This is a genomic window from Streptomyces gelaticus (assembly GCF_014649535.1).
GTDB lineage: Bacteria > Actinomycetota > Actinomycetes > Streptomycetales > Streptomycetaceae > Streptomyces > Streptomyces gelaticus.
On the sequence record NZ_BMTF01000028.1, the window covers coordinates 64,355 to 90,785 of the forward strand.

General features: G+C 72.1%; 17 protein-coding genes. 8 read left to right on the forward strand and 9 right to left on the reverse strand.

Going from position 1 to position 26,431, the window contains the following annotated elements:
- Positions 1-154 precede the first annotated feature (154 nt).
- Positions 155-1,222, reverse strand: a complete 1,068-nt coding sequence (locus IE107_RS29640) for a mechanosensitive ion channel family protein (protein ID WP_189547433.1) — start codon at positions 1,220-1,222, stop codon at positions 155-157.
- Between the two features lie 366 nt (positions 1,223-1,588).
- On the opposite strand from IE107_RS29640, the gene IE107_RS29645 reads away from it, so the two are divergent.
- A complete protein-coding gene (locus IE107_RS29645; RefSeq protein ID WP_189547434.1) occupies positions 1,589-2,125 on the forward strand; it encodes an HNH endonuclease in 537 nt (178 codons plus the stop codon).
- A 45-nt stretch (positions 2,126-2,170) separates the two neighbouring features.
- On the opposite strand, the gene IE107_RS29650 is transcribed toward IE107_RS29645, so the two are convergent.
- Positions 2,171-5,182, reverse strand: a complete 3,012-nt coding sequence (locus IE107_RS29650; protein ID WP_189547435.1) for a glycoside hydrolase family 84 protein — start codon at positions 5,180-5,182, stop codon at positions 2,171-2,173.
- Positions 5,183-5,492: 310 nt separating this feature from the next.
- Between IE107_RS29650 and IE107_RS29655 the strand changes: the two genes are divergently transcribed.
- The 3 genes from IE107_RS29655 to IE107_RS29665 all read left to right on the forward strand — a co-directional run bounded on the left by IE107_RS29655 (position 5,493) and on the right by IE107_RS29665 (position 8,324).
- Positions 5,493-5,768, forward strand: coding sequence for a hypothetical protein (locus tag IE107_RS29655; RefSeq protein ID WP_189547436.1), 276 nt, complete (start codon positions 5,493-5,495; stop codon positions 5,766-5,768).
- Complete coding sequence (malQ, locus tag IE107_RS29660; protein WP_189547437.1) at positions 5,769-8,003, forward strand: 4-alpha-glucanotransferase; 2,235 nt, start codon at positions 5,769-5,771, stop codon at positions 8,001-8,003.
- 90 nt (positions 8,004-8,093) lie between these two features.
- Positions 8,094-8,324, forward strand: a complete 231-nt coding sequence (locus IE107_RS29665) for a hypothetical protein (RefSeq protein ID WP_189547438.1) — start codon at positions 8,094-8,096, stop codon at positions 8,322-8,324.
- 354 nt (positions 8,325-8,678) lie between these two features.
- Here IE107_RS29665 and pepN (IE107_RS29670) read toward each other — a convergent pair whose 3' ends face one another.
- From pepN (IE107_RS29670) to pepN (IE107_RS29690), 5 genes are all read right to left on the reverse strand, one after another.
- Complete coding sequence (gene pepN, locus IE107_RS29670) at positions 8,679-11,255, reverse strand: aminopeptidase N (protein WP_189547439.1); 2,577 nt, start codon at positions 11,253-11,255, stop codon at positions 8,679-8,681.
- A gap of 144 nt (positions 11,256-11,399) precedes the next feature.
- Entirely contained in the window at positions 11,400-12,428 is a 1,029-nt protein-coding gene (locus IE107_RS29675) for an aspartate-semialdehyde dehydrogenase (protein WP_189547440.1), read from the reverse strand.
- Positions 12,429-12,618: 190 nt separating this feature from the next.
- Positions 12,619-15,930 carry a S8 family serine peptidase gene (locus IE107_RS29680; protein WP_189547441.1) on the reverse strand — a complete coding sequence of 1,104 codons (3,312 nt, stop codon included), beginning with the start codon at positions 15,928-15,930 and terminating at the stop codon, positions 12,619-12,621.
- A 197-nt stretch (positions 15,931-16,127) separates the two neighbouring features.
- Entirely contained in the window at positions 16,128-17,171 is a 1,044-nt protein-coding gene (locus IE107_RS29685; protein ID WP_189547442.1) for a hypothetical protein, read from the reverse strand.
- Positions 17,172-17,357: 186 nt separating this feature from the next.
- Positions 17,358-19,955: an aminopeptidase N gene (gene pepN / locus IE107_RS29690; RefSeq protein ID WP_189547443.1), complete on the reverse strand. Its 2,598-nt coding sequence runs from the start codon at positions 19,953-19,955 to the stop codon at positions 17,358-17,360.
- A gap of 134 nt (positions 19,956-20,089) precedes the next feature.
- On the opposite strand from pepN (IE107_RS29690), the gene IE107_RS29695 reads away from it, so the two are divergent.
- Positions 20,090-20,737: a mycothiol-dependent nitroreductase Rv2466c family protein gene (locus tag IE107_RS29695; RefSeq protein WP_189547444.1), complete on the forward strand. Its 648-nt coding sequence runs from the start codon at positions 20,090-20,092 to the stop codon at positions 20,735-20,737.
- On the opposite strand, the gene IE107_RS29700 is transcribed toward IE107_RS29695, so the two are convergent.
- Positions 20,700-21,959: an MFS transporter gene (locus tag IE107_RS29700; RefSeq protein ID WP_189547445.1), complete on the reverse strand. Its 1,260-nt coding sequence runs from the start codon at positions 21,957-21,959 to the stop codon at positions 20,700-20,702. The two genes, IE107_RS29695 and IE107_RS29700, sit on opposite strands and share 38 nt — an antisense overlap.
- Positions 21,960-22,020: 61 nt before the next feature.
- Between IE107_RS29700 and IE107_RS29705 the strand changes: the two genes are divergently transcribed.
- Positions 22,021-22,998, forward strand: a complete 978-nt coding sequence (locus IE107_RS29705; RefSeq protein ID WP_189547446.1) for a winged helix-turn-helix domain-containing protein — start codon at positions 22,021-22,023, stop codon at positions 22,996-22,998.
- 28 nt (positions 22,999-23,026) lie between these two features.
- Here the strand turns inward: IE107_RS29705 and IE107_RS29710 are convergent, their stop codons facing one another.
- Positions 23,027-24,274, reverse strand: a complete 1,248-nt coding sequence (locus tag IE107_RS29710) for a serine hydrolase domain-containing protein (protein WP_189547447.1) — start codon at positions 24,272-24,274, stop codon at positions 23,027-23,029.
- Between the two features lie 155 nt (positions 24,275-24,429).
- Here IE107_RS29710 and IE107_RS29715 point away from each other — a divergent pair, with 155 nt between their 5' ends.
- Positions 24,430-25,587 (forward strand): sensor histidine kinase, encoded by a 1,158-nt coding sequence (locus IE107_RS29715; RefSeq protein ID WP_229867343.1) that lies wholly within the window; start codon positions 24,430-24,432, stop codon positions 25,585-25,587.
- Positions 25,578-26,240 carry a response regulator transcription factor gene (locus IE107_RS29720; protein ID WP_189547448.1) on the forward strand — a complete coding sequence of 221 codons (663 nt, stop codon included), beginning with the start codon at positions 25,578-25,580 and terminating at the stop codon, positions 26,238-26,240. The genes IE107_RS29715 and IE107_RS29720 overlap by 10 nt, the downstream gene beginning before the upstream one ends.
- Positions 26,241-26,431: the final 191 nt, after the last annotated feature.

Below are 26,431 nucleotides of genomic sequence, written 5' to 3' on the forward strand. Positions count from 1 at the left end.
GGTATGCGCGCGTCACCTGGCCGTCAATGGGCAGTGCCGTGGTGGCAACCAAAGCGTTACCCGGAAGACTTCCGGAATATCCCGGTCCGTGGTGATGCATGCCCAACCGCTTCGCCGGTGAACCGGGTTGAGGCCGCTTCGGCCGGCCGGGCGACTACGGCTTCGAGATGTTCGGCGGCGTGATCGGGGCCGTGGCCAGGGACTGGGGGGAGGTGGCCGAGGCGTAGGCCGAGGGGGCGGCCACGGAGGCTGCCGGGTCGGCCTTGGAGGGTTCGTCCGTCTGGGCCGGGACACCGCCGACGATGCGGATGCCCGCCTCGTCGAAGGCGCGCTTGATCCGCCAGCGCAATTCGCGCTCGACGCCCAGCGCCTTGCCCGGCATCGTCTTCGCGCTCAGCCGGACCGTCATCGAGTCCAGGAGCACCGAGTCCAGGCCCAGGATCTCCACCGGACCCCACAGGCGCTCGTTCCAGGGGTCCTCCTTGGCCATCGCCACGGCGGCCTCGGTGATGACCGTACGAACCTTGTCGAGGTCCTCCGTGGGGCGCACCATCACATCGACGCCGGCCGTCGACCAGCCCTGGCTGAGGTTGCCGATCCGCTTCACCTCGCCGTTGCGGACGTACCAGATCTCGCCGTTGTCGCCGCGCAGCTTCGTGACCCGCAGGCCGACCTCGATGACCTCGCCGGAGGCGACGCCCGCGTCGACGGTGTCGCCCACGCCGTACTGGTCCTCAAGAATCATGAAGACACCGGAGAGGAAGTCGGTGACCAGGTTGCGCGCACCGAAACCGAGCGCCACACCGGCCACCCCGGCGGAGGCCAGCAGCGGGGCCAGGTTGATCTGGAACGCGCCCAGGATCATCAGGGCGGCAGTGCCGAGGATCAGGAACGACGCGACCGAGCGGAGCACCGAACCGATCGCCTCCGAGCGCTGACGGCGGCGTTCCGCGTTGACCAGCAGCCCGCCGAGCGCGGTGCCCTCCACGGCCTGGGCGCTGCGGTTCATCCGTTCGATGAGCTTGGTGAGAGCACGCCGGATCGCGATCCGCAACGCGATCGCGATCGCCGCGATGAGGATGATGCGCAGACCGGTGTTCAGCCAGGTGGACCAGTTCTCCTGCACCCAGCCCGCGGCGTCGCCGGCCTGCTTGGCGGCTTCGTCCAACGAGCTGCCGGGCTCGGGTGACGGGGCTGCGGCCAACAGGGCGGACAGGGACACGGTGGAACCTCCAGATGGACAACGGCGGCCCGACCACACTAACGGGGCATCGGGAGTGCTCCATTGCCGTGACCGGGGGGAGAGACGCGTCTCACGAGGGGGCATCGAGGGCGGGGAGCAGCAAAGGGGCGGGGTTGCAGCGGCTGTCTGTGGCCGATCGCACATCGCGCGCGGGCCGCTGCGGCAGCGGGCCGGAAGCGCCCCTTCCGCCGGTGGCCGCGGTGCGAGCGGCGGGCGGCCGGGTCGAAAAATCCTTCCGGCCCGTTACCTGCACGTGGTGGCGCTTCCGCCAGGCAGGAGTAGAGACTGAGATCGGATCGTCCCGGCGCGAGCCACGCGCCGCCGGCGTACAAGGAGGCATCCACCGTGCCGCATGTCCTGGTTCTCAACGCGTCGTACGAGCCCCTCGGCGTCGTACCGCTCCGCCGCGCGCTCGTCCTCGTCCTCGAAAACAAGGCCATCTGCCTAGAGGAGTCCGGCGCCTTCATGCACAGTGCCACCCGGGCCGTCCCGGCCCCCAGCGTCGTCCGCCTGAAGCGGTTCGTCCGCGTTCCCTACCGGGGACCCGTACCGCTGACCCGCAGGGCGCTGTTCGCCCGGGACGGGGGCCGCTGCATGTACTGCGGCGCCACCGCGACCAGCGTCGATCACGTGATTCCGCGCAGCCGCGGCGGACAGCACGCCTGGGACAACGTGGTGGCGGCCTGCCGCCGCTGTAACCATTTCAAGGCGGACCGGCACCTGCCGGAGCTCGGCTGGCGGCTGCACCAGCAACCCGCCCCGCCGACGGGCCTGGCCTGGCGGATCATCGGCACGGGACACCGCGACCCGCGCTGGTTGCCGTACTTGCAACCGTTCGGCGCGGACGACGTCATGGCCCGGATCGACGGCATTTCTGCCTGAGGGATCCGGGCCTTCGTCGTCCCGGCGCGGAACGGGCCCGGATCGTTACTCCGTCGCGGCGACGGCGTACGCCTCCACCGACCAGAGCGAATAGCCGAACTCGGTGCCCCGGGCATCGCCCTGGACCCTGAGGTAGCGGGCGTCCTTCGCGTCCATCCGGACCGACTCGCGCCCGCCCCTGCCGTCCCGGACCGTCGCGGCCGTGCGCCAGTTGCGGCCGTCCGGGGAGACCTGGACGCGGTAGCGGGTGGCGTAGGCGTCCTGCCAGTGCAGCACCACCCGGCCGATCCGGGCTGCCTGCGGCAGTTGTGCCTGCCACCAGGCGCCGTCCTCGGCCGGTGAGGACCAGCGGGTCTCCGGATCGCCGTCGGAGGCGGCCGCCGCCGGGAAGTCCGGGGTCTCGTCGCCGGACGAGGACGCGGTGGCGGTGCGCAGCAGATCGGGGCCCGCGGTGCGCGGGAACGCCCGGACGGTGAGCGTGCTGCGTTCGTCGCCGAAGCTGAGCGGCACCTCGTACTCCCCGGCCGGGGTGCCCGCCGGGACCGTGATCTCCACGGGCACGTCGGTACGGGAACCGCGCGGCACCCGCGTCTGCTTCGGGACGTCCACCTTGATGCCCCTGGGAGCCTTCGCGGTGAGCGCGCCGCGCACCTCGGCGGGGCGGCGGGCGGCGAGGCGTGCTGCGACCCGCTGCGGCCCGCCGCCGATCTCGGCGTCCGTCTCGCCGCGTGCCAGATCGAGCCGGGCCGCGGGCTCGTCGCCGAACCAGGGCACGAGCGCGTGCACCCGCGGACCCGGTACCGGGGCGCTCTTGGGGGCGGCGCCTCCCGGGGCCATCGGTGCCACCGTGCGGGAGACGACCGAGGGCATCGCCGGGCCGCCCGCGGGCCAGCTGATCCGGATCGCGTCGGCACGCAGCCCCTTCACCGCCGTCTGGGTCCAGCCGCTCGCCGACAGCGCGCCCAGGCGGCGCCAGCCCTCGCCGGGCACATGGGCCTCCAGCGCCGCGCCGGCCACCGTTTCGCCGCCGGGCAGGGTCATCGCCGTCACGGCGTCCACCGGGCGGGCCCGGTTCAATCGGACGGTGTAGCTGCCCGGAGCCTTCGTCACCGTACCGGCGTCGCGGTCCGCGCCCGTCCAGGCATCCGCCTCCCGGCGCACCCGGTCCAGGAACGGGCCGAGGACCCCCTTGCCGACCGTCACGCCGCCCGCCTTGGCGGCCTTGCGCAGCGGCTCCAGGGCCAGCGACGCCTTCCAGGCGGCGTCGCCGTCGCCACGCGACTGCGCCTGGAGCAGATCGACGGCCAGCTCGCCCGCCCGGCCGTACCGGGACAACTGCTCCGTCCACGGCCGCACTTCGTCGTCCAGGCGCCCGTCCGCCAGGCCCTTCAGCCGCTGCGGGGCCTGGCGCATCACGGTGAACGCCTCCCGCAGCCTGCGCGCCGCCTCGTCCCGCTCCGTGGCGTCGTGCGCCGCGCGGGACTTCCAGAACGCGGCCAGCAGCGGCCGCAGATACGCGGACTCGTCGCCGCCCAGCACGGACGTCGCGCTGTTCCCGGCCAGCGCCCGCAGCGCCTCCCTGGTGCGTGCGTCACCGCCCGCCAGGTCGTCGATCGCCGCCTGCCAGGACTCCTGCGGCCGGTAACCCCTCGGGTTCCAGGCGAAGTCGGCGGCGGTGAAGAGCGGAATGCGGGACGCCGACGGCTGCTCCATCGCATTGGCGAGCAGCGCCGCGGACCCGGTGGCCACCGCGGGGTCCCGGCCGGTGTACGGGCCGAGGAATATCCGGTCCTGCGCGTAGTCGTTGACCGGGTAGTTGTCCATCGTGACCAGCGGGTGCCCGAACGCGGCCCGGGCACCGGCCAGCTCGCCGCCGGTGATGGTCCTCGGCACGACCCCGACACCGGTCCAGGCGATCTGGACCCGGTCGTCCAGTTCCTCGGCGAGCGCCTTGCGGTAGTCGGTGGACCCGTCCTGGTAGAACTCCGTCGGCATCACCGACAGCGGCTGCGAACCCGGATACCGGTCCGCGAGATGCCGCGCCACCTCGCCGGCCACCCGCGCCTGTGCCCTGGCCGCCGCCCGCGGGCCGCTGCCGAAGGTGTCGGCGTCGCTGTCGCAGTGCCATTCGCTGTAGCTGACGTCCTGGAACTGGAGCTGGAAGGCCCGCACCCCCAGCGCCCACATCGCGTCGAGCTTCTTCGTCAGTGCCTTCACGTCGTCGGCCGAGGACATGCACATGGCCTGGCCGGGGGCGACGGCCCAGCCGAGCGTCACGTGCTCGGCGCGGGCCCGCTCGGCCAGCGCCCGGAAGTCGGCGCGCCGGCCGGCCGGGTACGGGTCGCGCCAACGGGCCTGGCGGTACGGGTCGTCACCCGCCGCGTACAGATACCTGTTCTGCTTCGTGCGCCCCATGAAGCCGATCTGGGCCAGCCGCTCCTCACGGGTCCACGGCTGCCCGTAGAAGCCCTCGGTCATGCCGCGTACGGCGGTGCCCGGCCAGTCCCTGACGGTGACTGCGGCGACGCCCCCGTCCCGGATCAGCTGACGCAGTGTCTGCACGCCGTGGAAGAGGCCGTCCTCGCCGACACCGTCCACGGCGACGGTGTCCCGGCCCGCCACCCGGCCGACTGCGATCCGGTAGCCCCCGGAGGGCAGATCGCCCCGTTCGGGGGCGTGCAGGGTGCGCAGCGCGTCCCGGGCGCCGTCGCCGCCGAGCCTGATGACCGGGCCGCGGCCGGGCAGCGCCTCGTGGACGGTCCGTACGCCCGCGTCCCGCAGGATCTGCCGGAGCGCGTCGACCGCGTACGGATCGGCGTGGGCGCCGGCGACGAGGGTGGCCTCGGCGGAGAGCGGCACGGACGCTCCGGCGGCCTCGATGGAGTGCGGCCGTGGCCATACGGCGGGCAGCGCGGCGTCGTCCGCGCGGTCGGGGTTGGTGACGGTGGTGGATCCGGGTGTGGAAGGGGCCGCGACGGCCGGGGTGCCCGTGGAGAGCAGTCCGCCGAGCACGGCGACCGCGATGGCCGTTGCCTGCGTTCCGCGCCTGAGCCGCATCGCTCGTCTCCCTCGTTCCCGCTGCTGGGCTCCGAGCCCACCACCCGCGCGCGAGGGTGTCAATGCGCGTGGGTGGTGTGCCGGAAATGCCCGGGGCGGCAGACGGGGCAGGGGGAGGCGGGCCAGGGCCGCAGACGCCAAAGACGACGCCGGATGGCCGAAAACAGCGGACAACTTACGGAGAACGGGCCTGCGGGGAACGGAATGTGACCCAGGGCACGTTGAATTCGTTGTGATGACGCCTACGCCAGGGGCCGATCCCGCCGGGTAGGCCTGCTGTGTCCCGTTTCCTCACGGCCAGGAGGCCGCCATGCCCGCTGTCGTGCAGCGTCCGCTCTCCGCCCTCCCCGAACGGGGACCCGGTCCCACCGCGCCGCCGTTCCCCGCGCCGCAGGTTCCCGCGCCCGGCCCCGGCCCGCTGACCAGCGAGCCGCCGCTCGCCGATGCGATACCTCTCACCAGCGAGCCGCCGCTCGCCGACGCCACCCCCCTGACCAGCGAACCCCCGCTCGCCGTCAACGCCCCGCTGACCAGCGAACCAGCCATGCCCGGCGCCGCGTGGGGCACGGAGTTCCCAGGAGTCTGAATGGGCTTGTCCCGGCTCGCCGCACTGCACGGCGTCGCCACCTCCTACTCCTCGTCCGCCGACGTGACCGTGTCCGTCCCCGATGACACGGTCGTCGCCGTGCTCGCCGCGCTCGGTGTGGACGCCACCACGCCCGAAGCGGTACGGGAATCGCTCGCCGCCGCCGAGTCCTCGGCCCGCTCCCGGCTGCTCCCGCCGACGGTGGTGGTGTGGACCGGCGAGCCGCTGCCCGGCGCCCTGACCGCGCTGCCGCCCGGCACCACGCTGGAGATCTCCCTCGAAGACCCCGGTTCGGCTCCGCCCCCGCCGATGCGTATTCCGGCCGACCGGCCGGATCCGGCCGTTTCGCCGCGGGACGCCGCCGGCGGACGGGGGAACCTGGTGGGCGCGGTGGCGGACCCGGCCGACGCGGAGGGGACGGATGCCGGTACGGAGGCGCCCGCGGCCCCCGCCTGGTGGACCGAGCCGCCGCTCGGGGTGCACCGGCTGGCGGTACGGGCGCCCGGCGGCCGGAGCGCGGCCGGCACGCTCGTCGTCGCCCCGCCCCGGGCACCCCGGCCGCCGGCCCGCAGCCACGGCTTCCTCGTCCAGCTCTACTCCCTGCTCTCCGCCCGCTCCTGGGGCATGGGCGACCTGGGGGACCTCGCCGACCTCGCCGCCTGGTCCGGGCGGGCCCTCGGTGCCGGCTTCGTCCAGCTCAACCCGCTCCACGCCGCCGTGCCCGGCCGGCCCACCGACCCCTCCCCGTACCGCCCCTCGTCGCGGCGCTTCCCCGACCCCGTGCACCTGCACATCGAGTCCGTCCCCGAGTACGGGCACGTGACGGACCGGGCCGCCCTCGACGACCTGCGCCAGGACGCCGCCGCGCTCAGCGACACCGTCCTGAACAAGGGCGCGCTGATCGACCGCGACGCCGTCTGGGAACTCAAGCGCCAGGCGCTCGAACTCGTACGACAGGCGCCCCTCACCCCCGGCCGCCGCGCCGCGTACTGCGACTTCCTCGCCGAGCAGGGGCAGGCCCTGGAGGACCACGCCCTGTGGTGCGCCCTCGCCGAGATGCACGGCCCCGACTGGCACGGCTGGCCCGCCGGGCTGCGCGACCCCCGTTCCGAGGAGACCGCCCGCGCCCGCGGCGCACTGCTGGACCGGGTCGACTTCCACTGCCGGCTCGCCTGGCTGACCGACGGTCAGCTCGCCGCCGCCCAGCGCGCCGCCCTCGACGCGGGCATGGCCGTCGGCATCGTCCACGACCTCGCCGTCGGTGTGCACCCCGGCGGCGCCGACGCCTGGGCCCAGCAGGACGCCTTCGCGCACGGCATGTCCGTCGGCGCGCCGCCGGACGCCTTCAACGCCCGCGGCCAGGACTGGGGCCTGCCGCCGTGGCGCCCGGACATCCTCGCCGCCTCCGGCTACGCCCCGTACCGCGGCCTGCTCCGCGGGCTTCTCGCCCACGCGGGCGCCCTGCGCATCGACCACGTCATGGGCCTCTTCCGGCTCTGGTGGGTGCCCGAGGGGCGCCCGCCCACCGAGGGCACCTATGTCACCCACGACGCCGAGGCGATGCTCGCCGTCCTCGTCCTGGAGGCGCACCGGGCCGGCGCGGTCGTCATGGGGGAGGACCTCGGCACGGTCGAGCCGGGGGTCCGCGAGGCGCTGGCCCGGCGCGGCGTGCTCGGCACCTCCGTCCTCTGGTTCGAACGGGACTGGGCGGGCACCGGCCGCCCACTGGCCCCCGAGGCCTGGCGCGAGGACTGCCTCGCCACCGTCACCACGCACGATCTGCCGTCCACCGCGGCCCGCCTGACCGGCGACCATGTGACGCTGCGCCACCGCCTCGGCCTGCTCACCCGCCCCCTCGACCAGGAGCTGACGGCGGACGCGGCCGACACCGCCGAGTGGCTGGCCCATCTCGCCAGGCTCGGCCTGCTCCCCGAGGGCGAGGGCGACGAGGAGGGCGCCGTCCGTGCCGTGCACCGCTTCCTGCTGCGCACCCCCGCCCGCCTGACCGGCGTCTGGCTGCCCGACGCACTCGGTGACCGCCGCCCGCAGAACCTCCCCGGCACCTGGGACCAGTACCCCAACTGGCGCCTGCCGGTCGCCGATGCGGAGGGCCATCCGGTCACCCTGGAGGAACTGGCCGTCGCACCCCGCCTGCACCGGCTGATGGAGGTCTTCCGCCCGCGCGCGGACCGCCCGGACCCCGCCCCGGAAACCCACCGGAGCACCCACCCGTGACCCCGCCCCGACGCCATCCATGACCCCGGCCCGACCTCGTACGGCACCCCCGGGCGCGCGCCTCTCGCGGGCGTTCGCTACGTTTGCACCGTGGACAAGAAGAACGCTATGCGCACCGGCGCCGTCGCGGCCGGCACGACGCTGATGATGCTGCTCATGTCGTCCCCCGCGCTCGCGCTCACCCGCGACGACGGTGACGACCCGGGGCCCGGCCTGAGCGCGATGGAGACCATCGGCCTCTACGTCGTGGCACCCATCGTCCTGTACCTGGTCATCACGGGCCTGGTCATGGTCCTGGACAAGTCCAAGAAGCAGGCCTAGTACCCACACGCACCTCCCGTGTGCGCCGCAGGTGCTCCCCGAGTACCGCGCGGCGCACACGCATGTCCGCGGCCGGGCCTCGTACCCGGCGCCGGGTAGGTTGCGGCCATGACCGAGTGGGACGTCAAGAGGCTCCGCATCCTGCGCACCCTGCGGGACCGGGGCACGGTCACCGCGACCGCGCAGGCCCTGCTATGACGCCCTCCTCGCCGACGACGTGAAGTGGGAGGAGATCGTCCCGCCGACCCCCGTAAGCGGCCACGCCGCCAACGGTTTCGGGATCACCGGCGGCCGCCGCAGGAAGGGGCGCCTCCACCACGGGAGGCGCCCCTTCCTGTGTCACCGGTCAGCGCGTCACGCCGTGGCCGCCGCCGCGTCCGCGGTCCGGGCCTTCAGGGCGCGCTCGATGCCCGAGCGGGACTCCGAAATCAGCCGGCGCAGGGCCGCGCTCGGCTCCGTCGAGGAGAGCCAGGCGTCCGTGGCGTCCAGCGTGGCCTGCGAGACCTGGAGGGACGGGTAGAGGCCGACCGCGATCTGCTGCGCCATTTCGTGGCTGCGCGAGTCCCAGACGTCCTTGACCGAGGCGAAGAACTTCTCGGTGTACGGAGCCAGCAGCTCGCGCTGGTCGGTCTGGACGAAGCCGTCGATGACCGCCTCCTGGAGGGAGTTCGGCAGCTTGTCGGACTCGACGACCGAGGCCCAGGCCTCCGCCTTCGCCTCCTCGGTGGGGCGCGCCGCGCGGGCGGTCGCCGCGTGGCGCTCGCCCGCCGCGGTCTTGTCGCGCTCGTACTCGCCGGCGATCTCGTCCTCCTCGAACACACCGGTTGCCGCGAGCCGCTCGACGAACGCCCAGCGCAGCTCCGTGTCGACGGCCAGGCCCTCGACCGTCTCCTTGCCGTCGAGCAGCGACTGCAGCAGGTCCAGCTGCTGCGGGGTGCGGGCCGTGGCCGCGAAGGCACGGGCCCAGGCCAGCTGGTGGTCGCTGCCCGGCTCCGCCGCACGCAGGTGCGCGAGGGTGGCCTCGGTCCACTGCGTCAGCCCGGCCTCGCGCCACTCCGGCGCCGCGTACAGGTCGAGCGCCAGCTTCACCTGGCGGTGCAGCGACTGCACGACGCCGATGTCCGACTCCTTGCCGATGCCGGAGAGCACCAGGGCGAGGTAGTCACGGGTCGCCAGCTCGCCGTCGCGGGTCATGTCCCAGGCGGAGGCCCAGCACAGGGCGCGGGGGAGGGACTCCGTGAAGTCGCCGAGGTGCTCGGTGACGACGCGCAGCGACTCCTCGTCGAGCCGGACCTTCGCGTACGAGAGGTCGTCGTCGTTGAGCAGGATCACGGCGGGGCGGGCGGTACCGGCCGGGAACGGCACGGTCGTGCGGGCGCCGTCGACGTCCAGCTCGATGCGGTCCGTACGGACCAGCTTGCCGTTCGCGTCGAGGTCGTAGCAGCCGATCGCGATGCGGTGCGGGCGCAGCGTCGGCTCGCCCTTCGCGCCGGCGGGGAGGGCCGGGGCCTCCTGGAGCACGGTGAACGAGGTGATGTGGCCGTTCTCGTCGGTGGTGACCTCCGGGCGCAGGATGTTGATGCCCGCCGTCTCCAGCCACGCCTTCGACCAGGTCTTCAGATCGCGGCCGGAGGTCTCCTCCAGGGCGCCCAGCAGGTCGGAGAGCCGGGTGTTGCCGAAGGCGTGCGCCTTGAAGTACGCCTGGACGCCCTTGAAGAACTCGTCCATGCCGACGTACGCCACCAGCTGCTTCAGGACCGAGGCGCCCTTGGCGTAGGTGATCCCGTCGAAGTTGACCAGCACGTCGTCCAGATCACGGATGTCCGCCATGATCGGGTGCGTGGAGGGCAGCTGGTCCTGGCGGTAGGCCCAGGTCTTCTCGGAGTTGGCGAAGGTGGTCCAGGAGTTCGGCCACTTCGAGCCCTGCGCGTACGCCTGGCAGGCGACCGAGGTGTACGTGGCGAACGACTCGTTCAGCCACAGGTCGTTCCACCACTCCATGGTGACGAGGTCGCCGAACCACATGTGCGCCAGCTCGTGCAGGATGGTCTCCGCACGCCGCTCGTACGCCGCGTCCGTCACCTTCGAACGGAACACGTACTGGTCGCGGATGGTGACCGCGCCCGCGTTCTCCATCGCGCCGGCGTTGAACTCCGGGACGAACAGCTGGTCGTACTTGGCGAACGGGTAGGCGTAGTCGAACTTCTCCTGGAACCAGTCGAAGCCCTGCCGCGTGACGTCGAAGATCTCGTCCGCGTCGAGGAACTCGGCCAGCGACGGGCGGCAGTAGATGCCGAGCGGGACCGTCTGGCCGTCCCGCTCGTAGCTGCTGTGCACCGAGTGGTACGGGCCGGCGATCAGGGCCGTGATGTACGACGAGATGCGCGGGGTCGGCTCGAAGGACCAGACGTCGTCCTGCGGCTCGGGCGTCGGCGAGTTCGAGATGACCGTCCAGCCCTGCGGCGCCTTCACGGTGAACCGGAACGTCGCCTTCAGGTCCGGCTGCTCGAAGCTCGCGAAGACCCGGCGCGCGTCCGGCACCTCGAACTGGGTGTAGAGGTACGCCTGCTGGTCGACCGGGTCGACGAAGCGGTGCAGGCCCTCGCCCGTGTTGGTGTACGCGCAGTCGGCGACGACCCTCAGCTCGTTGGAGCCCGCCACCAGGTGCGGGAGCGCGATGCGCGAGTCGCGGAACACGGCCGCGACGTCCAGCGCCTTGCCGTTCAGCTCGACCTCGTGCACGGCCGGGGCGACCAGGTCGATGAAGGTCTCCGCACCGGCCTCGGCGCAGTCGAAGCGCACGGTGGTCACGGACCGGTAGGTGCCGCCCTCCTGCGCTCCGGAGAGGTCGAGATCGATCTCGTACGCGTCCACGGTCAGCAGGCGCGCCCGCTCCTGTGCCTCTTCGCGGGTCAGATTGGTGCCAGGCACGCGGTCATCTCCTTGGTATGTGACGTTTTCCGGTCATCCTTCCACGTCACACGCTCCGGCGGGGGTCCCGGTCCGCGTCGGCGCACCCATACGAATGGGCGGCCACCGCACCCGGTGGCCGCCCCTCTCCGTGTCCGTCCGGCGTCAGCCGTTCAGCTCCGCCGCGACCAGCTCCGCGATCTGCACCGCGTTCAGCGCCGCGCCCTTGCGCAGGTTGTCGTTGGAGACGAAGAGCGCGAGGCCGTTCTCCACGGTCTCGTCGACCCGGATCCGGCCGACGAACGAGGCGTCCTTGCCGGCCGCCTGGAGCGGGGTGGGGATCTCGGAGATCTCGACGCCCGGCGCGTCCTTCAGCAGCTCGTACGCGCGCTCCACGCCGAGCGGACGGGCGAAACGGGCGTTGACCTGGAGCGAGTGGCCGGAGAAGACCGGCACCCGGACGCAGGTGCCGGACACCTTCAGCTCCGGGATCTCCAGGATCTTGCGGGACTCGTTGCGGAGCTTCTGCTCCTCGTCGGTCTCGAAGGAGCCGTCGTCCACGATCGAACCGGCCAGCGGCAGCACATTGAAGGCGATCGGACGCTTGTACACGCCCGGCTCGGGGAACTCGACGGCCTCGCCGTCGTGGGTGAGCTTGTCGGCGTCGGCGACGACCTTGGACGCCTGGCCGTGGAGCTCGGCGACACCGGCCAGACCGGAGCCGGACACCGCCTGGTAGGTGGCGACGGTCAGCGCCTGGAGACCGGCCTCCTCGTGCAGGGGGCGCAGCACGGGCATGGCGGCCATCGTGGTGCAGTTCGGGTTGGCGATGATGCCCTTGGGCCGGTTCGCGATCGCGTGCGGGTTGACCTCGGAGACGACGAGCGGGACCTCGGGGTCCTTGCGCCAGGCGGAGGAGTTGTCGATCACGACGGCGCCCTGCGAGGCGACCTTCTCGGCGAGTGCCTTCGACGTCGCGCCGCCGGCCGAGAACAGCACGATGTCCAGCCCGGTGTAGTCGGCCGTCGAGGCGTCCTCGACGGTGATCTCCCGGCCCTGCCACTCGATCGTCGAGCCCGCGGAACGGGCTGAGGCGAACAGCCGCAGCTCGTCGGCCGGGAACTTGCGCTCGGCCAGGATCCTGCGCATGACTGTGCCGACCTGACCGGTGGCGCCGACGATTCCGACCTTCACAGGGACTCCTTCGAACGTACGAACTGAGACGGTTGCCGTTCCATGATGCGTATGTTCACGGCTTTCTTGTCCAATCCATTGTCCGAGGTACGGACAGTGCCCGCCCGGCCGGGCACACAGCAGTGGGGCGGGAGCTCCGTCGAGCGCCCGCCCCACCGCCGTACCTGTCGTACGGATCACAGGGTGACCGTTACGGCGTGACCTTCTCGATCACGACGCTGCCGGTGCCCGCGGCGGTGCCGCGGCCGTTCACCAGGTGGACCTCGCCGAAGAACTGCCGGCCCTCGGGGGCCGCCCCGGCGACCGCGACCTCGGCACCGATCTGCGCCGAGGCGCCGTTGGCCAGGTTCACGGCCTTCGACTCGTCGACCTTGATCGTGCCGAGCGACGGTGCGTAGTACACGTCGCGGTAGTCGTACGTGGTGGTACCGGCCGGGACGTCGTAGCCGTCGATCAGGACGGTGTACGTACCGGCGGCCGGCTTCGCCAGGCTGACGGACTCCTCGGAGCCCGCCGTGGTGGACTTTCCGACCTCCGTGTCGCCCAGGTAGACGTACAGGTCCAGGTCGGCGTTGGCGTCCGCCGTGCCGCCGATGGCGACGTCCAGCTTCTCCACGCCCTCACCGATGGTGACCGTGTACTCCTGCTGGTCGCCCGTCCTGATCGACGGCTTCGCGACCTTGGCCGAGCCCAGCGAGCCGCCCTTGAGCGCGCCCTCCAGGTCACCCGCGTTGTTGGTGACCTTCCAGTTCACCGCGGCCGGCGTGCCGACCTTCGCCTCGGCGATGGTCTGCACCGCCGGGTCGAAGGTGGCACCGAGCAGCGAGACATCCAGCTTGTACGGGTTGTCCAGCAGCGGCGAGGTACGCCGTGCCTCGACCTCGATCTCCCAGACGCCCGGCTGCGGGTCCTTGTACGAGCGCACGTCCGGACGGCAGGTGTTGGCCGGGTTCTCGTAGTTCGGGTAGCAGAAGATCGTGGAGCTGTCCTCCATCTGCACGCCGTACGGGTGGATGGAGATGAAGCGGGTCTGGCTGCCCGAGCGCAGCGCGCCCAGGGCGACCTCAAGGGTCTTGGCACCCTCCGGGACGGTCAGGAAGTACGACTTGCTGCTGTTGCGCTGCACCGAGCCGGACGCCTTGAACGCGTAGGCGGGCTTCACGAGCTTCGTGGAGACGACCACCGTGGTGAGGATCTGCTGGTCCACACCGACGGTCCTGCTGTCGTCCACCTTCAGGATCGCGCTGTGCACGCCCGCGCTGCCCGGCTTCGCCTGGACCTTGACGGTGACCGGCTTGCCCAGCGGCAGGGAGACGGTGGACGGGCCGGCCAGCTTGAAGGTGCCGTCGTTGTTCTTCCACGACAGCGTGTGCTTGACGGCCTTGTCCGGGCCCGTGGTGCGGGTGACCGTGACGTCGTACGACTTCGTCCGACCGGCCTTCAGGCCGCCCTCGCGGTCGTACAGGCCGGTGCCGAAGCCGGGGGTCTTCAGCGCGAAGTCGATCGCGGTGTCGACCGGGGCCTTCACCGAGTACTCGTGCGCCGGGGCACCCTGCTTCTCGATCTGCTTCCAGGCGCCGACGATGTCGATCAGACCGGATCCCTGGGCGTGCGCGGGCACACCCTTGATGTGGGTGGCTGTGCTGGTCAGCGCGGTGCGCAGGTCGGCCGGGGGCAGCTCGATGTGCTTCTGCTTCGCGGCGGACAGCAGCAGCGCGGTCGCACCGGCGGCCTGCGGCGAGGCCATCGAGGTGCCCTGCAGCATGGAGTAGCCGGCCGGGAGCGAATAGCCCGCCTCCTTGACCGGGCCGCCGGGCAGCCAGGTCTGGGTGGTGTTGATGGACGCACCCGGCGCCGTCAGGATCGGCGCGAAGCCGCCGTCCTCACGCGGACCGCGCGAGGAGAAGGGCAGCATGTCGTACTTCTTGGTGACGTTGGAGCCGTAGTTGGCGGCCCAGGTCTCCTTGGAGATCGACGCGCCGACGGAGATCACGTGGTCGGCGAGGCCGGGGTCACCGATGGTGTTGACGCCCGGACCGTCGTTGCCGGCCGAGATGACCAGCTGGACGCCGTAGATGTCGATGAGCCGCTTGTAGAGCTCGGCGCGCGCGTTGTTGCCGTCGTTGAGCGGCGGCAGGCCGCCGATCGACATGTTGACGACGTCGACACCGCGGTTCACGACGAGGTCGATCATGCCCTCGGTGAGCGCGATGTTGGTGCAACCGCCGGACCAGGTGCAGGCCCGCGAGGAGACGATTTTCGCGCCCGGCGCGGCACCGTTCATCTTGCCGCCGAACAGGCCGTTCGCGGCGGTGATGCCCGCGACATGGGTGCCGTGCTCGCTCTCGATGACACCGATGTTGACGTAGTCGGAGGTGTCACCGGCGGCGTTGTGGACGACGTTCTTGCGGGTCTCGACGACGAACGGGATGCGCTCGGCGACATCGGTCCGCGGGTCGTCCTTGCCGAAGTAGGAGACCTGGTGCTTCTCCTTGTACGGCTTGAGCACGGTGTCGTCGGAGAAGTCCGCGTTGTTGTTCAGGTCGACGCGGGTGGTGCCGGTGACCGGGTCGTAGAGCACGGCCCAGACATCGGTGGTGTCGCCGTCGCGGTTCAGGTCGCCCGCCATGTCGCCGCCCCTGGTGGCGGCCTCGGCGAACAGCTTGATCCGGTAGTCGCCCTCGGGCGCCTTGTACGTACGGTCCTTGTACGTGAACGTCGGGCCGGACACGGCGTCCGTCATCCGCAGCCAGGTGCCGTCGGCGTCGCTGACCGGGTCGGTCGCGGTCACCCAGTCGACGATCTTGCGCTCGCCGGTGGTGGTCTTCTGCAGCGCCGGGTGGCCGAGGTCGACACCCGAGTCGAGGACACCGATGGTCACCCCGCGGCCGTCGGCCTTCGGGTGCTGCTGGACGAAGTCGACCGCGCCCGTCTCGAAGGACGGGTTGTACGGGTTCTTCGCCGGGGTCTTCTTGCCGGGCGCCGGGTAGGAGCCGGTCGCCCTGACCGAGGCCTTGGCCCCGGCCGCCCGGTCGGCGGCGGGCGTCGGGTCGTCCAGCTCGATCTCCTGCTTGAGATCGATGCCCTGGACGGACGACAGCTTGGACGCCGCCTTGATGGTGGCATCGGCGGTCGCGGTGGGCACGGTCGCCCGTACGTAGCCGAGCTTGTCGTACGTGCGTCCCAGCACGGAGCCCTTGACGGCGTCCAGCTGATCGGCGACCTGCTCGGTCGCACCGGGAGCGGTCGCGACCATCATCGTGATGTTCTTCTGGCCCTTGGCCTTCGCCTTGGCCAGCAGCTGCTCGTCATGGGTGCCGAGCTTGTTCGCCGTGGCACCCTCGGCGGCCGACTTGACGGGAGCGGTGTCGGGCGTGTCTGCGGCGAAGACGGGGGCGACGCCGGTGGCGGCCAGCGCGGCCACCAGACCGGCGGCGGCCGCGACTCGGGCCACGCGTCTCGCCCCGGGTATGGAACTGGGGGATTCGGAGGTCATCAGCATCCCTGGATATGAAAGAGAGAGTCCGGAATTCGGTACCGGATGACCGCTCACCCTTTCGTAAATGACAGGGGTTTGTGGAGAGTTGAAGTGGGCGAGATGTGGACATGGCAGAATCCCGCCACTGGTGCTGATGCGCCATCAGGGACGAAGTGACAGATAAGTGACGCCTGTGACCCGCTCCGCCGTTCCTCGCGCTCTCAGCGGGGCGTGATCATCACATACGCGGCCGGTTCGCGGTCGGCCGCCGCCATCAGCGCCGTACGCACCACGACCGCCTGCTGCTCGCTCGCGTCGCGGAGTCTCTTCGGCGAGAGGCGTACGACGGTGACGCCGAGCCGCTCCAGATGCTCCCGCTCCGCGGCGTACCCGGACCACCACTCCCCGTCCCGTCCGGGTGCCCTGGTGTCCAGTGCCACGGCGACCGCCTGCTCGGGCCAGTAGGCGTCCACGCCGCCGAGGCAGGGGCCGCCGGGCAGCCGCAGATCCACGTTCCACAGCGGCTCCGGCAGGCCGTACGCCCGCACCATCTCGTACAGCCGGCTCTCCGCCACCGCCCGCCCCTCGGCGAGGAACGAGTCCACGGCCTGCACCACCTGCGGCCGGTCCAGCAGCTTCGCGCGGCTCAACTCGCGCACCACGGCAGCCGGTTCGCAGTGGCCGCCGCGCACCGCCTCGATGAGCAGCCCGCGCACGGCCAAGGGGTCCTGGAGCCCGGCGACCGCGTCCGCGAGCGCCCGCTCCACCGGGGCCACGGGCAGGCCGCCCACCTGCTCGGCGCGGGGCGTCGCGGAGGAGCGCACCAGGCACACGAACCCGACCGAACGCAGCCGCCGGGTGCGCGGCACCAGCACGTCGATGCTCGCCGCCGACGCGGGCGGCGGCACGGCGGCGAAGCCGTGCAGGGCGAGGGCGGCGAGCCCGGTGAGCACGGCCTCGCCGTACCAGGGCTCCGGCCCGGTCTCCCGTGCCGGCTGCGCCGGTACGCCCCGGCGGCCGGAGGCCGGTGGCCGGCCGGCGTACAGCAGCGCGGAGACCAGTCGTTCCTCGCCGGTGGGCGGCTCCGGGTGCAGGACGTACACACCGGGCAGCGGCTGCTGCCACGGCCCGCCGGCCGCGCAGTGCGCGGCGGCCTCCGCGGCGGACACCCCCCGTTCCCTCAACTGGGCTGCGGACAGCACGCGTTGGCGGACATCGCCGGTGGTGCGGGGGTGACAGGGGGAGAGGGGCGTGTTCTGGGTCATGTTCCGGGGTATCCCGCAAGCCGGCGCGGCGCTAACCCGTGTTACATGCCCGTCGACAAATCAGGACAACACCGCACTAAGGTACGCGCGTTCGGTGACCGAAACGGTCCGGCTCGGCCCCTTCCGGCCACCCGCTCCGGTCCAGGACGTGCCGGGGCCGCCCGGCCCCGGCACGTCCGGCACACGTCAGATCCCGGCCGCGCCCGCGTCGCACGCCTGCGCCCGCAGCGCCCGGGCCAGGTCGTCCCGGGCCTCCAGCACCAGCCTGCGCAGCGCCGGCGCCGCATCCTCGTGGGCGGCCAGCCAGGCGTCCGTCGCGGCCAGTGTCGACGGGCCGTCCTGAAGCGCCGGGAACAGGCCCTTGACCACGATCACCCCGATCTGGATCGACCGCTCGGCCCAGACCCGCTCGATCGCGTCGAAGTACTTGCCCGTGTACGGCGCCAGCAGCTCCCGCTGCGACGGCTGGACGAAGCCCGCGATCGTCGCCTCCACCAGCGCGTTGGACAGCGCGTCCGACTCCACGACGCCCGCCCAGGCCTGCGCCTTCACCGCCGCGGAGGGCCGCGCGGCCAGGCATCGCACCTGGTGCCGCTTGCCGGACGCCGTGTCGTCGCGGGCCAGTTCGGCATCGATCACCGACTCGTCGGCCACCCCGTGCGAGGCCAGCGGGGAGAGGAACGCCCACCGCAGCTCCTGGTCGACGTCGAGCCCGTCGATCCGGGCCGAGCCGTCCAGCAGCCCGGACAGCAGCTGGAAGTCCGCGTCCGAGTCGGCGACCGACGCGAAGAACCGCGCCCACGCCAGCTGGTGCTCACTGCCCGGCTCGGCGACCCGCAGCTCCCGCAGCGCGCCCTCGGACAGCGCCCGGCCGCCCTCCTCGCGCCACCCGGGCACCGCGTACTGCTCCAGCGCGGTCCGGGTCCAGGTGTGCAGCATCTGGAGCACACCGATGTCGGACTCCCGGCCCGAGAAGGCCAGCACGAGGGAGACGAAGTCGCGGGCCGGCATCAGCCCGTCCCGGGTCAGGTTCCACAGCGCCGACCAGCACAGCGCCCGCGCCAGCGGGTCCGTGATGTCACCCAGGTGCTCCCGCAGCGTGGCCAGCGACACCTCGTCGAAGCGGACCTTGCAGTACGTGAGGTCGTCGTCGTTGACCAGGATCAGCTCGGGCCGCTCGGCCCCCGCCAGCTCCCCGACCACCGTGCGCGGCCCCGCCACGTCCACCTCGGCGCGGGCATAGCGCACCAGGCCACCGTCGTCGGCGCGCCGGTACAGCCCGACCGCGACCCGGTGCGGCCGCAGCTCCGGGTGGGATTCGGCCGCCTCCTGGAGCACCGCCAGCTCCGTGATCCGGTCCGCCGCGTCGTACGTGACGGCCGGGGTCAGCGAGTTGACGCCCGCGGTCTGCAGCCACGACCGCGACCAGGCGGTCATGTCCCGCCCGGACGTCTCGGCCAGCACGGACAGCAGGTCGCCCAGCTGGGTGTTGCCGTAGGCGTGCTTCTTGAAGTAGCGCCGGGCGCCCTCCAGGAACGCCTCCCGCCCCACGTATGCCACCAGCTGCTTCAGGACCGAGGCGCCCTTGGCGTACGTGATGCCGTCGAAGTTCAGCTTGGCGTCCTCCAGGTCACGGATGTCGGCCGTGATCGGGTGCGTGGACGGCAGCTGGTCGGCGCGGTACGCCCAGGACTTGCGGTTGTTGGCGAAGGTGATCCAGCCGTTCTCGAAACGGGTCGACTCCACCATGGAGAACGCGCCCATGAAGTCGGCGAAGGACTCCTTCAGCCACAGGTCGTCCCACCACTGCATGGTGACGAGGTCACCGAACCACATGTGCGCCATCTCGTGCAGGATGACGTTGGCCCGGCTCTCGTACGCGGCCTGCGTCACCTTGCCGCGGAAGATGTACTCCTCGCGGAACGTGACACAGCCAGGGTTCTCCATCGCGCCGAGGTTGTACTCCGGCACGAAGGCCTGGTCGTACTTCCCGAACGGGTACGGGTAGTCGAAGTGGTCGTGGAAGAAGTCCAGGCCCTGCTTGGTGATCAGGAAGACGTCGTCCGCGTCGAAGTGCCGGGCGAGACCCTTGCGGCACATCGCGCCGAGCGGGATCTCCAGCGTCGTACCGTCCTCGAACGTACGGCTGTAGGAGTCCGTCACGTAGTGGTACGGACCGGCGACGACCGCCGTGATGTACGTGGAGATCGGCTTCGTCTCGGCGAACCGCCAGACCCCGCCGTCCCGGGACTCCTCCGCCCCGTTGCTCCACACCGTCCAGCCCTCCGGCGCCGTCACCTGGAAGCGGAAGGGGGCCTTCAGGTCGGGCTGCTCGAAGTTGGTGAAGACGCGCCGCGCGTCGGCCGGCTCGTACTGCGTGTAGAGGTAGACCTCGCCGTCCTCCGGGTCGACGAACCGGTGCAGGCCCTCGCCGGTCCGGCTGTACGCGCACTGCGCGTCGACCACCAGGACGTTCTCGCCCTCCGGCAGCCCGTCCAGCGCCACCCGGGTGCCGTCGAAGACCGTGGCGGGGTCGAGCGGCCGGCCGTTCAGCGTCACCGCGTCCACGGCCGGCGCCACCAGATCCGCGAAGGTCGACGCCCCGGCCCGCGCGTTGCGGAACCGGATCGTGGTCACCGAGCGGAAGGTGCGCGGACCGGCGTCCCCGTCCCCGTCGGGCCCGCCGACGGCGGAACGCAGATCGAGCTCGACCTCGTAACCGTCGACGGTCAGCAGCTCGGCCCTCTCGCGGGCCTCGTCACGGGACAGGTTCTCACCGGGCACGGGCACACTCCTTTGTGTCACGTTCGAATGGTTTTGATCCTCCCATGCTGCTGCTCGGCCCGGCGCTCGGGAATGGCGGGCGCCTCCGGGGACGTTCAGCGCACAGATGCGATCGCCCTTATAGAGGAGAGACGATGCCCGACAACAGTACGGCGACCGGCAAGACCCCTGTCGATTTCTGGTTCGACCCGCTCTGCCCCTGGGCCTGGATGACCTCCCGCTGGATGCTGGAGGTGGAGAAGGTCCGCGACGTCGAGGTCCGCTGGCACGTGATGAGCCTGTCCGTCCTCAACGAGGACAGGATCGACGAGCTGCCGGAGGAGTACCGCGATCTGCTGGAGAAGGGCTGGGGCCCGGTGCGTGTGGTCATCGCCGCCCAGCAGAAGCACGGCGACGAGGTCGTCGGCCCGCTGTACACCGCGCTCGGCACCCGCTTCCACAACCGGGACGAGGGCCCCACCCGCGAGGCCGTCCTCGGGGCGCTCCAGGACGTCGGCCTGCCGGCCGAGCTGGCGGACTTCGCGGACTCGGACGTGTACGACGCCGAGCTGCGCGCCTCCCACAAGGAGGGCATCGACAAGGTCGGCCAGGACGTCGGCACCCCGGTCATCGCCGTCCCGGGCGCGGACGGCGAGCAGATCGCCTTCTTCGGCCCGGTCGTCACCCCCGCCCCGAAGGGCGAGGAGGCGGCGAAGCTGTGGGACGGCACGCTGCTGGTGGCGTCGATTCCCGGCTTCTACGAGATCAAGCGGACCCGGACCCAGGGCCCGATCTTCGACTGACCTGCCGGGCGCGATGCGGGTCCGGGCAGCGGTCCGGCCCCGCACCGTCCTCGTCCACCGCTCCCGCGTCCCGGCGCCCGGCCGCGGCCAGGGCCAGGGTGACCACGAGCGAGGCCGCCGCCATCACGGTCATCGCCGTCGCGGGGGAGGTCCACTGGGCGACGGTGCCGGCCAGCGCCGCCGCGACGCCCTGCATGGTGAGCATCCCCGAGGAGTGCAGGCCGAGCGCTTGACCGGTGAACTCGTCCGGGGTCAGGGCCATCAGCCGCTCCTGGAACAGCAGACTGGCCGAGAACCCGATCGAGGCGAGTACTGCCAGGGCGAGCGCGAGGGGGAGCGCCGGGCGCGCGGCGAAGAGCAGATACGGGGCGGCCAGGAGCAGTTGCAGGGGCGTGGCCAGCCGCCTCCGCCACCGCGGCGCGATGAACCGGCCCGCCACGGTGTCCCCGACGAGCATCCCCAGCGCGGCGAAGGCGAAGAGGAGCCCGGCGTGCCCGGGGGAGTACGGGACGAAGAGCGACTCGCAGCCGACGATCAGCCCGTTCGGCACCCAGAGCGCGAGGTAGACCCGGCGGCGCGGGCCCGAGGACCACAGCAGGGCGTTGATCCGCCAGGTCTCGGCGGCCGACGGCCGCCCGGCGGCGCGCGGCTTTCTGCGTACCAGTCCGAACCGGGCGACGGCCGCACCCGTCAGATACAGGGCGGCGGCGACCAGCAGCGTGCCGCGCGCGGACAGCGTCGCCACCAGGAGCCCGCCGAGCGCGAACCCGCCGATCTGCATCAGGCCGGAGCACATGTTCAGTACGGAACGCCCCAGCAGGTAACCGTCCTTGGGCAGCACCTCGTTGAGCAGCCCGTACCGCACCCCGCCGCCCACGGCCGCGACCACCCCCTCGGCCAGGATGATCGCGAAGACCACCGGCAACGGCAGCCCGGGGACGGCGAGGACGGCGGTGGCCAGCCCGAAGGCCAGCGCCAGACCGGTCATCGCGGCCCGGGGCGGCAGCCGGTCCGCCGCCGACATCAGCAGGGTCGCCCCGATCATCTGGGCGAGCGAGGAGCCGAACATGGACAGGGCGGCGAGCAGCGGCGAGTCGGTCGCGGCGTAGACGAGGGTGCCGAGGGCCAGGCCGCTCGTCGTCGAGGCGGCGACCTGTACGGCACTGGTCGCGAAGAAGGGTCCGAACTGCGGCGTACGGAAGAGTTCCCGGTAGGTGCGCATGCGGGGAGTCTCGGAGCGGGCGCGCGGCGACCGTTACAGTTTCGCGCGGAGGCGAAACGACATGGGTACGTGGCAGATCGACACGGACACGCTCGCGGGGAGCCGGTTCGTCGTCTCGCCGCTCGCCGAGACGGTCTCCGCCCTGAACTCCCTGGAGCGGGGCCGGCCCGAGCACCCCGGCGAACGGGCCTGGCTCGACGCCCATCTGCCCGCCTACCGCGCCCGGCAGGCCGCCGACCCGGTCGCGGCCCTTCTCGTACCGGCGGGGCTCGGAGGCAGCTGGAGCGCGGACTTCATCACCCCGACGCCGACGGGTGAGGGCGCCCCGACCTTCGAGGATGAGGTGGCCCCCGTCCGGGCGGCCACCGCCGAGCGCGCTCGGGCGGACCTGGCGGTCGCGCTCGGCGGCGGTCCTCTGCCACCGCTCCTGGACCGTGACGATCTGGCCCGGCGGGCCGCCGACGTCCTGCACTGGGTCTGGCTGCACACGGTCCTGCCGGACTGGCCGCGCCGCCGCCGGATCATCGAGGCGGACATCGTCGCGCGGACCGGCCAGCTGAGCCAGGGCGGCTGGGCGGCCGCCCTGGGCGGTCTGTGCCCGGGGATGCGGTGGCTGGGCGGGAGCCGGCTCCAGATCAATGCGCACGACTATCCCCCGAAGCAACTGTCCGGCGTGCAGCTGCTGTTCGTCCCGGTCACCCAGCGCTCGGGCTGGGCCTCCTGGGACGACGACGCCGAGAGGTACGCGCTCGTCTACCCCTGCTCGGGCACCCTGGCCGACGCGGACCGGGCCCGGGTCCCGGACAGCCTGTCCCGCCTCCTCGGCCCCGCGCGGGCGTCGGTCCTTGTCCTCCTCACCAGCCCGAAGAGCACCACCCAACTCGTCGCCCTGACCGGCCAGGCCCTCGGCTCGGTCGGCCGCCACCTCAAGATCCTCCTCGACGCGGGTCTGGCGGACCGCCGCCGGGCCGGCCGGTCGGTGCTGTACTTCCGCACGGAGGCGGGCGACGTACTGGTGGGGGCCCGGCGGGGTCACTGAGGAGGTGCCACCGGGACGACTTTCGCGGTCACTTTCCCTGTCCGTCGCCGGCGGTGTCGCACAGCGCGCGGTCGACGAGGCCACTGGCGGCCTTGTGCTGCCGGAGCGTTTTGCCGGGGTCGTTGAAGCTGGTGGACATGGAGACGGTGACGGTGCGGCTGCCGTCGTCGGTGGCGCCGTTCAGGGTGATGTAGCCGGCTTCGCCTCCCTCGTGGCTCCAGTAGCTGCCGCCGCAGGTCAGGGGGCGGCTGACCAAGCCGAGGCCGTAGCGTCCGCCGGGCCAGAACATCTCGATCCGCTTGTCGACCGGGACGGTGTCCTGCATCTCGGCCATGCGCGCCTCGGACAGCAGCTTGCCGCCCAGCAGTCCCCGGAAGAAGCGGTTGACGTCCGCCGTGGTGGAGACATAGCCGCCGAGGTCGGGGACGATCTGTTCGGTGACGTCGGTCCGTTCGCCGGAGGTGAAGACCTGGTAGCCGTCGGCGTGCGGGCGACGAAGAGTGGACGTGGTGCCCGGCAGATAGGTGTGGTGCATGCCGAGCGGTTTCAGGATCCGGCGCTCGACCTCCTCCTGCCATGGGCGGCCGGCGGTCTTCTCGGCGATCATGCCGAGGACGACGTAGCCGGTGTTGGAGTAGCTCCAGCCGGTGCCGGGCCGGAAGTCCGGGTGGTGCTTCATCGCCCGGGCGACGATCTGTTCGGGGGTGTAGGTGTCGTGGCGGTGCTGGTAGTACGCCTGCGGGGTGTCGAAGCCGGGAAGGTCGTCGTGGAGGCCGCTGGTGTTCTGCAGGAGCTGACGTACGGTGATCTTCCGTCCGTCGTTGCCGTTGCCGTCGATCACACCGGGCAGCCGGCGGTCCACCGTGTCGTCCAGCGACAGCTTGCCCTCGTCGGCCAGTTGCAGGATCACCGTGGCCATCAGTGCTTTGCCGGTGCTGGCTATCCGGAAGTAGCCGTCGCGGGGGACCGGGCGGTTCGTGCCCGCCACGGCGACGCCGGCGGTGGCGACCAGATCCCGGCCGGAAACGGTGGTCACCCGCGCCTGAACGCCGGTGACCCCCGGTGTCCGGATGGCATCGGTGTCCAGGCGCAGGTCGCCCTGCCGGTAGCCGGGCGCGGCTGTCGCGGCCGTGCCGTCCGAGGGCTGGACGGCCATGGCCACACCCACTGCGGCGAGTGCGGCCGCCGCTACGGCCGGCCACCCTCGGCCGATCCGGCGGTGACGCTGCTGGGACGGGCGGTGCTGCGGCGCGGAGGCCGGAGTCGTGGATCTCATGAATCCCACGCTAGGTAACCGCCGAATCGCACGTCGCTACCGCAGGTGGCCGATCGAAACCTACAGGTGGCTGTAGTGCCGCAGGGGCGCCCGGCACGTACAGTGACGCGTCCGAAGGCCGCTCCCGGCCCCGTACGACAGACGAAGGCGAACCAGTGCACGGCGTGATCGGTGAGACCCGCGCACGGTTGGTCCGGACCGGGCGCAGCGGACGCTACCTGCTCGGCACCCTGATGACCGCAGCGGTGACGCTCGTGGCGGCGCCACTGCTGTGCATACCGTCGCTGGCAACCCCCTGGGCGGAGCGCCACCGCCGGCGCGCCGGGGCGCTGCTGGGCCGACCGGTGGAGCCGCGCCCGCGCGCCCTCCGCCGCGACCTCGCGTGGCTCGCGACCCAGGTGGCCACCGGCCTGCCCGCGGGCGCTCTCGTCCTGCTGTGCCTGGGTAATCTCCTCCTCACCCTTGTCGTCACCGTGGGATGGTGGGCCTTTCCCGCGTCGGATCCGCCGCGGCTGCTGCTGCTCGATGTCCGTATCGACGGCTGGGCCCCCGCACTGACGATCAACCTGGCGCAATTCCTGCTCCTGGCGGCGCTGGCGACCGTCGCCCTGCCACCGCTCGCCCGGCTGCACGCGCGGTGCTGCCTGGCAGTCCTGGCACCGTCTCCCGCGGAACAACTGGCCGCGCGCGTCACCGAGCTCACCCGGACGCGCGCAGACGTCCTGCAGGCGCACGGCGCGGAACTCCGCCGGATCGAACGCGACCTGCACGACGGCACCCAGGCCCGGCTGGTGGCCCTCGCCATACGGCTGGCCGTGGCCGGGGAGAGCCTTCCCCGGGACCCCGACACGGCCGCCGTGCTCGTACGGCAGGCCAAGGCCGAGACCGAGGAGGCCATGACCGAGCTGCGCTCCGTCATCCGCACCATCTACCCTCCGGTCCTGGCCGACCAGGGCCTCGCCGGCGCGCTCGGCACCCTGGCCACCAGGGCCGGCGTGCCGACCCGCCTCGACATCGGCGAGCTCGGTGAGGTCCCGGCCGCGGTCGGAGCGGTCGCCTACTTCGCCGTCACCGAGGCGCTGGCGAACATCGCCCGGCACAGCCGGGCGACCAGGGCCGCCGTCCGCGTCACCCGCAACGGCGCGATGCTGTCCGCAGAGATCACCGACGACGGGACCGGTGGGGCGGACGCATCCCGGGGCAGCGGCCTGGACGGAATCCGCCGCCGCGCCGCAGCCCTGGACGGCACCATGAAGATCAGCAGCCCGCCGGGCGGGCCGACCGACATCACCGTGGAGCTGCCGTGCGTGTAGTCATCGCCGAGGACAACGTCCTGCTGTCCTCCGGACTCGAACTCCTGCTGAGCTCCCAGGGTTTCGAGGTTGCCGCGATCACGGACGACGCCCCCGGCTTCCTAGCCGCCGTCGAGGCCCACCGCCCGGACGTCACCATCGTCGACGTGCGGCTGCCCCCGGACTTCCGCGACGAGGGCATCCGCGCCGCCCTCCGGGCCCGCCGCGACCACCCCGGACTTCCCGTCCTGGTCCTGTCCCAGTACGTCGAGCAGGAATACGCGGGCCGCCTCCTGTCCGACACCCGCGGCGGCATCGGCTATCTGCTCAAGGACCGGGTGAGCCGTATCGCAGAGTTCACCGACGCACTGCGCCGGGTGGCCGCCGGCGGTACCGCCATGGACCCCGAGGTCATCTCTCAACTCCTCGCCGTCCGCGGCGATCCCGTCGACGCCCTCACCCCCCGCGAACGCGAGGTCCTGGCTCTGATGGCCGAAGGGCACGACAACACCACCATCGCCCAGCGGCTTTTCGTCACCGACAACGCCGTCCACAAACACATCGGCAGCGTCTTCCTCAAACTCGGCCTGTCGGCCGGCGACAGCGGCCACCGCCGGGTCCGCGCCGTCCTCGCCTACCTCCGCCGCCACGGCGGCACCGAACTCGGCCCCTGAGTTGTGATCAACAGTGTCGGGTTCGGGCCGGTAAGGGGCTGTGGGCTGGGAGAGCACTCCGTGGGGTGCGACGCGCTGTCATGCTGCCCGCAGGCGCCGCACAGCCCGGCGGACCGCCGTCGGAAGGAAGCCCGCACCGACGCTGACTGCGGTCGCCGCGACGGCCAGCAGGGTCGACCGCCAGGGCCAGG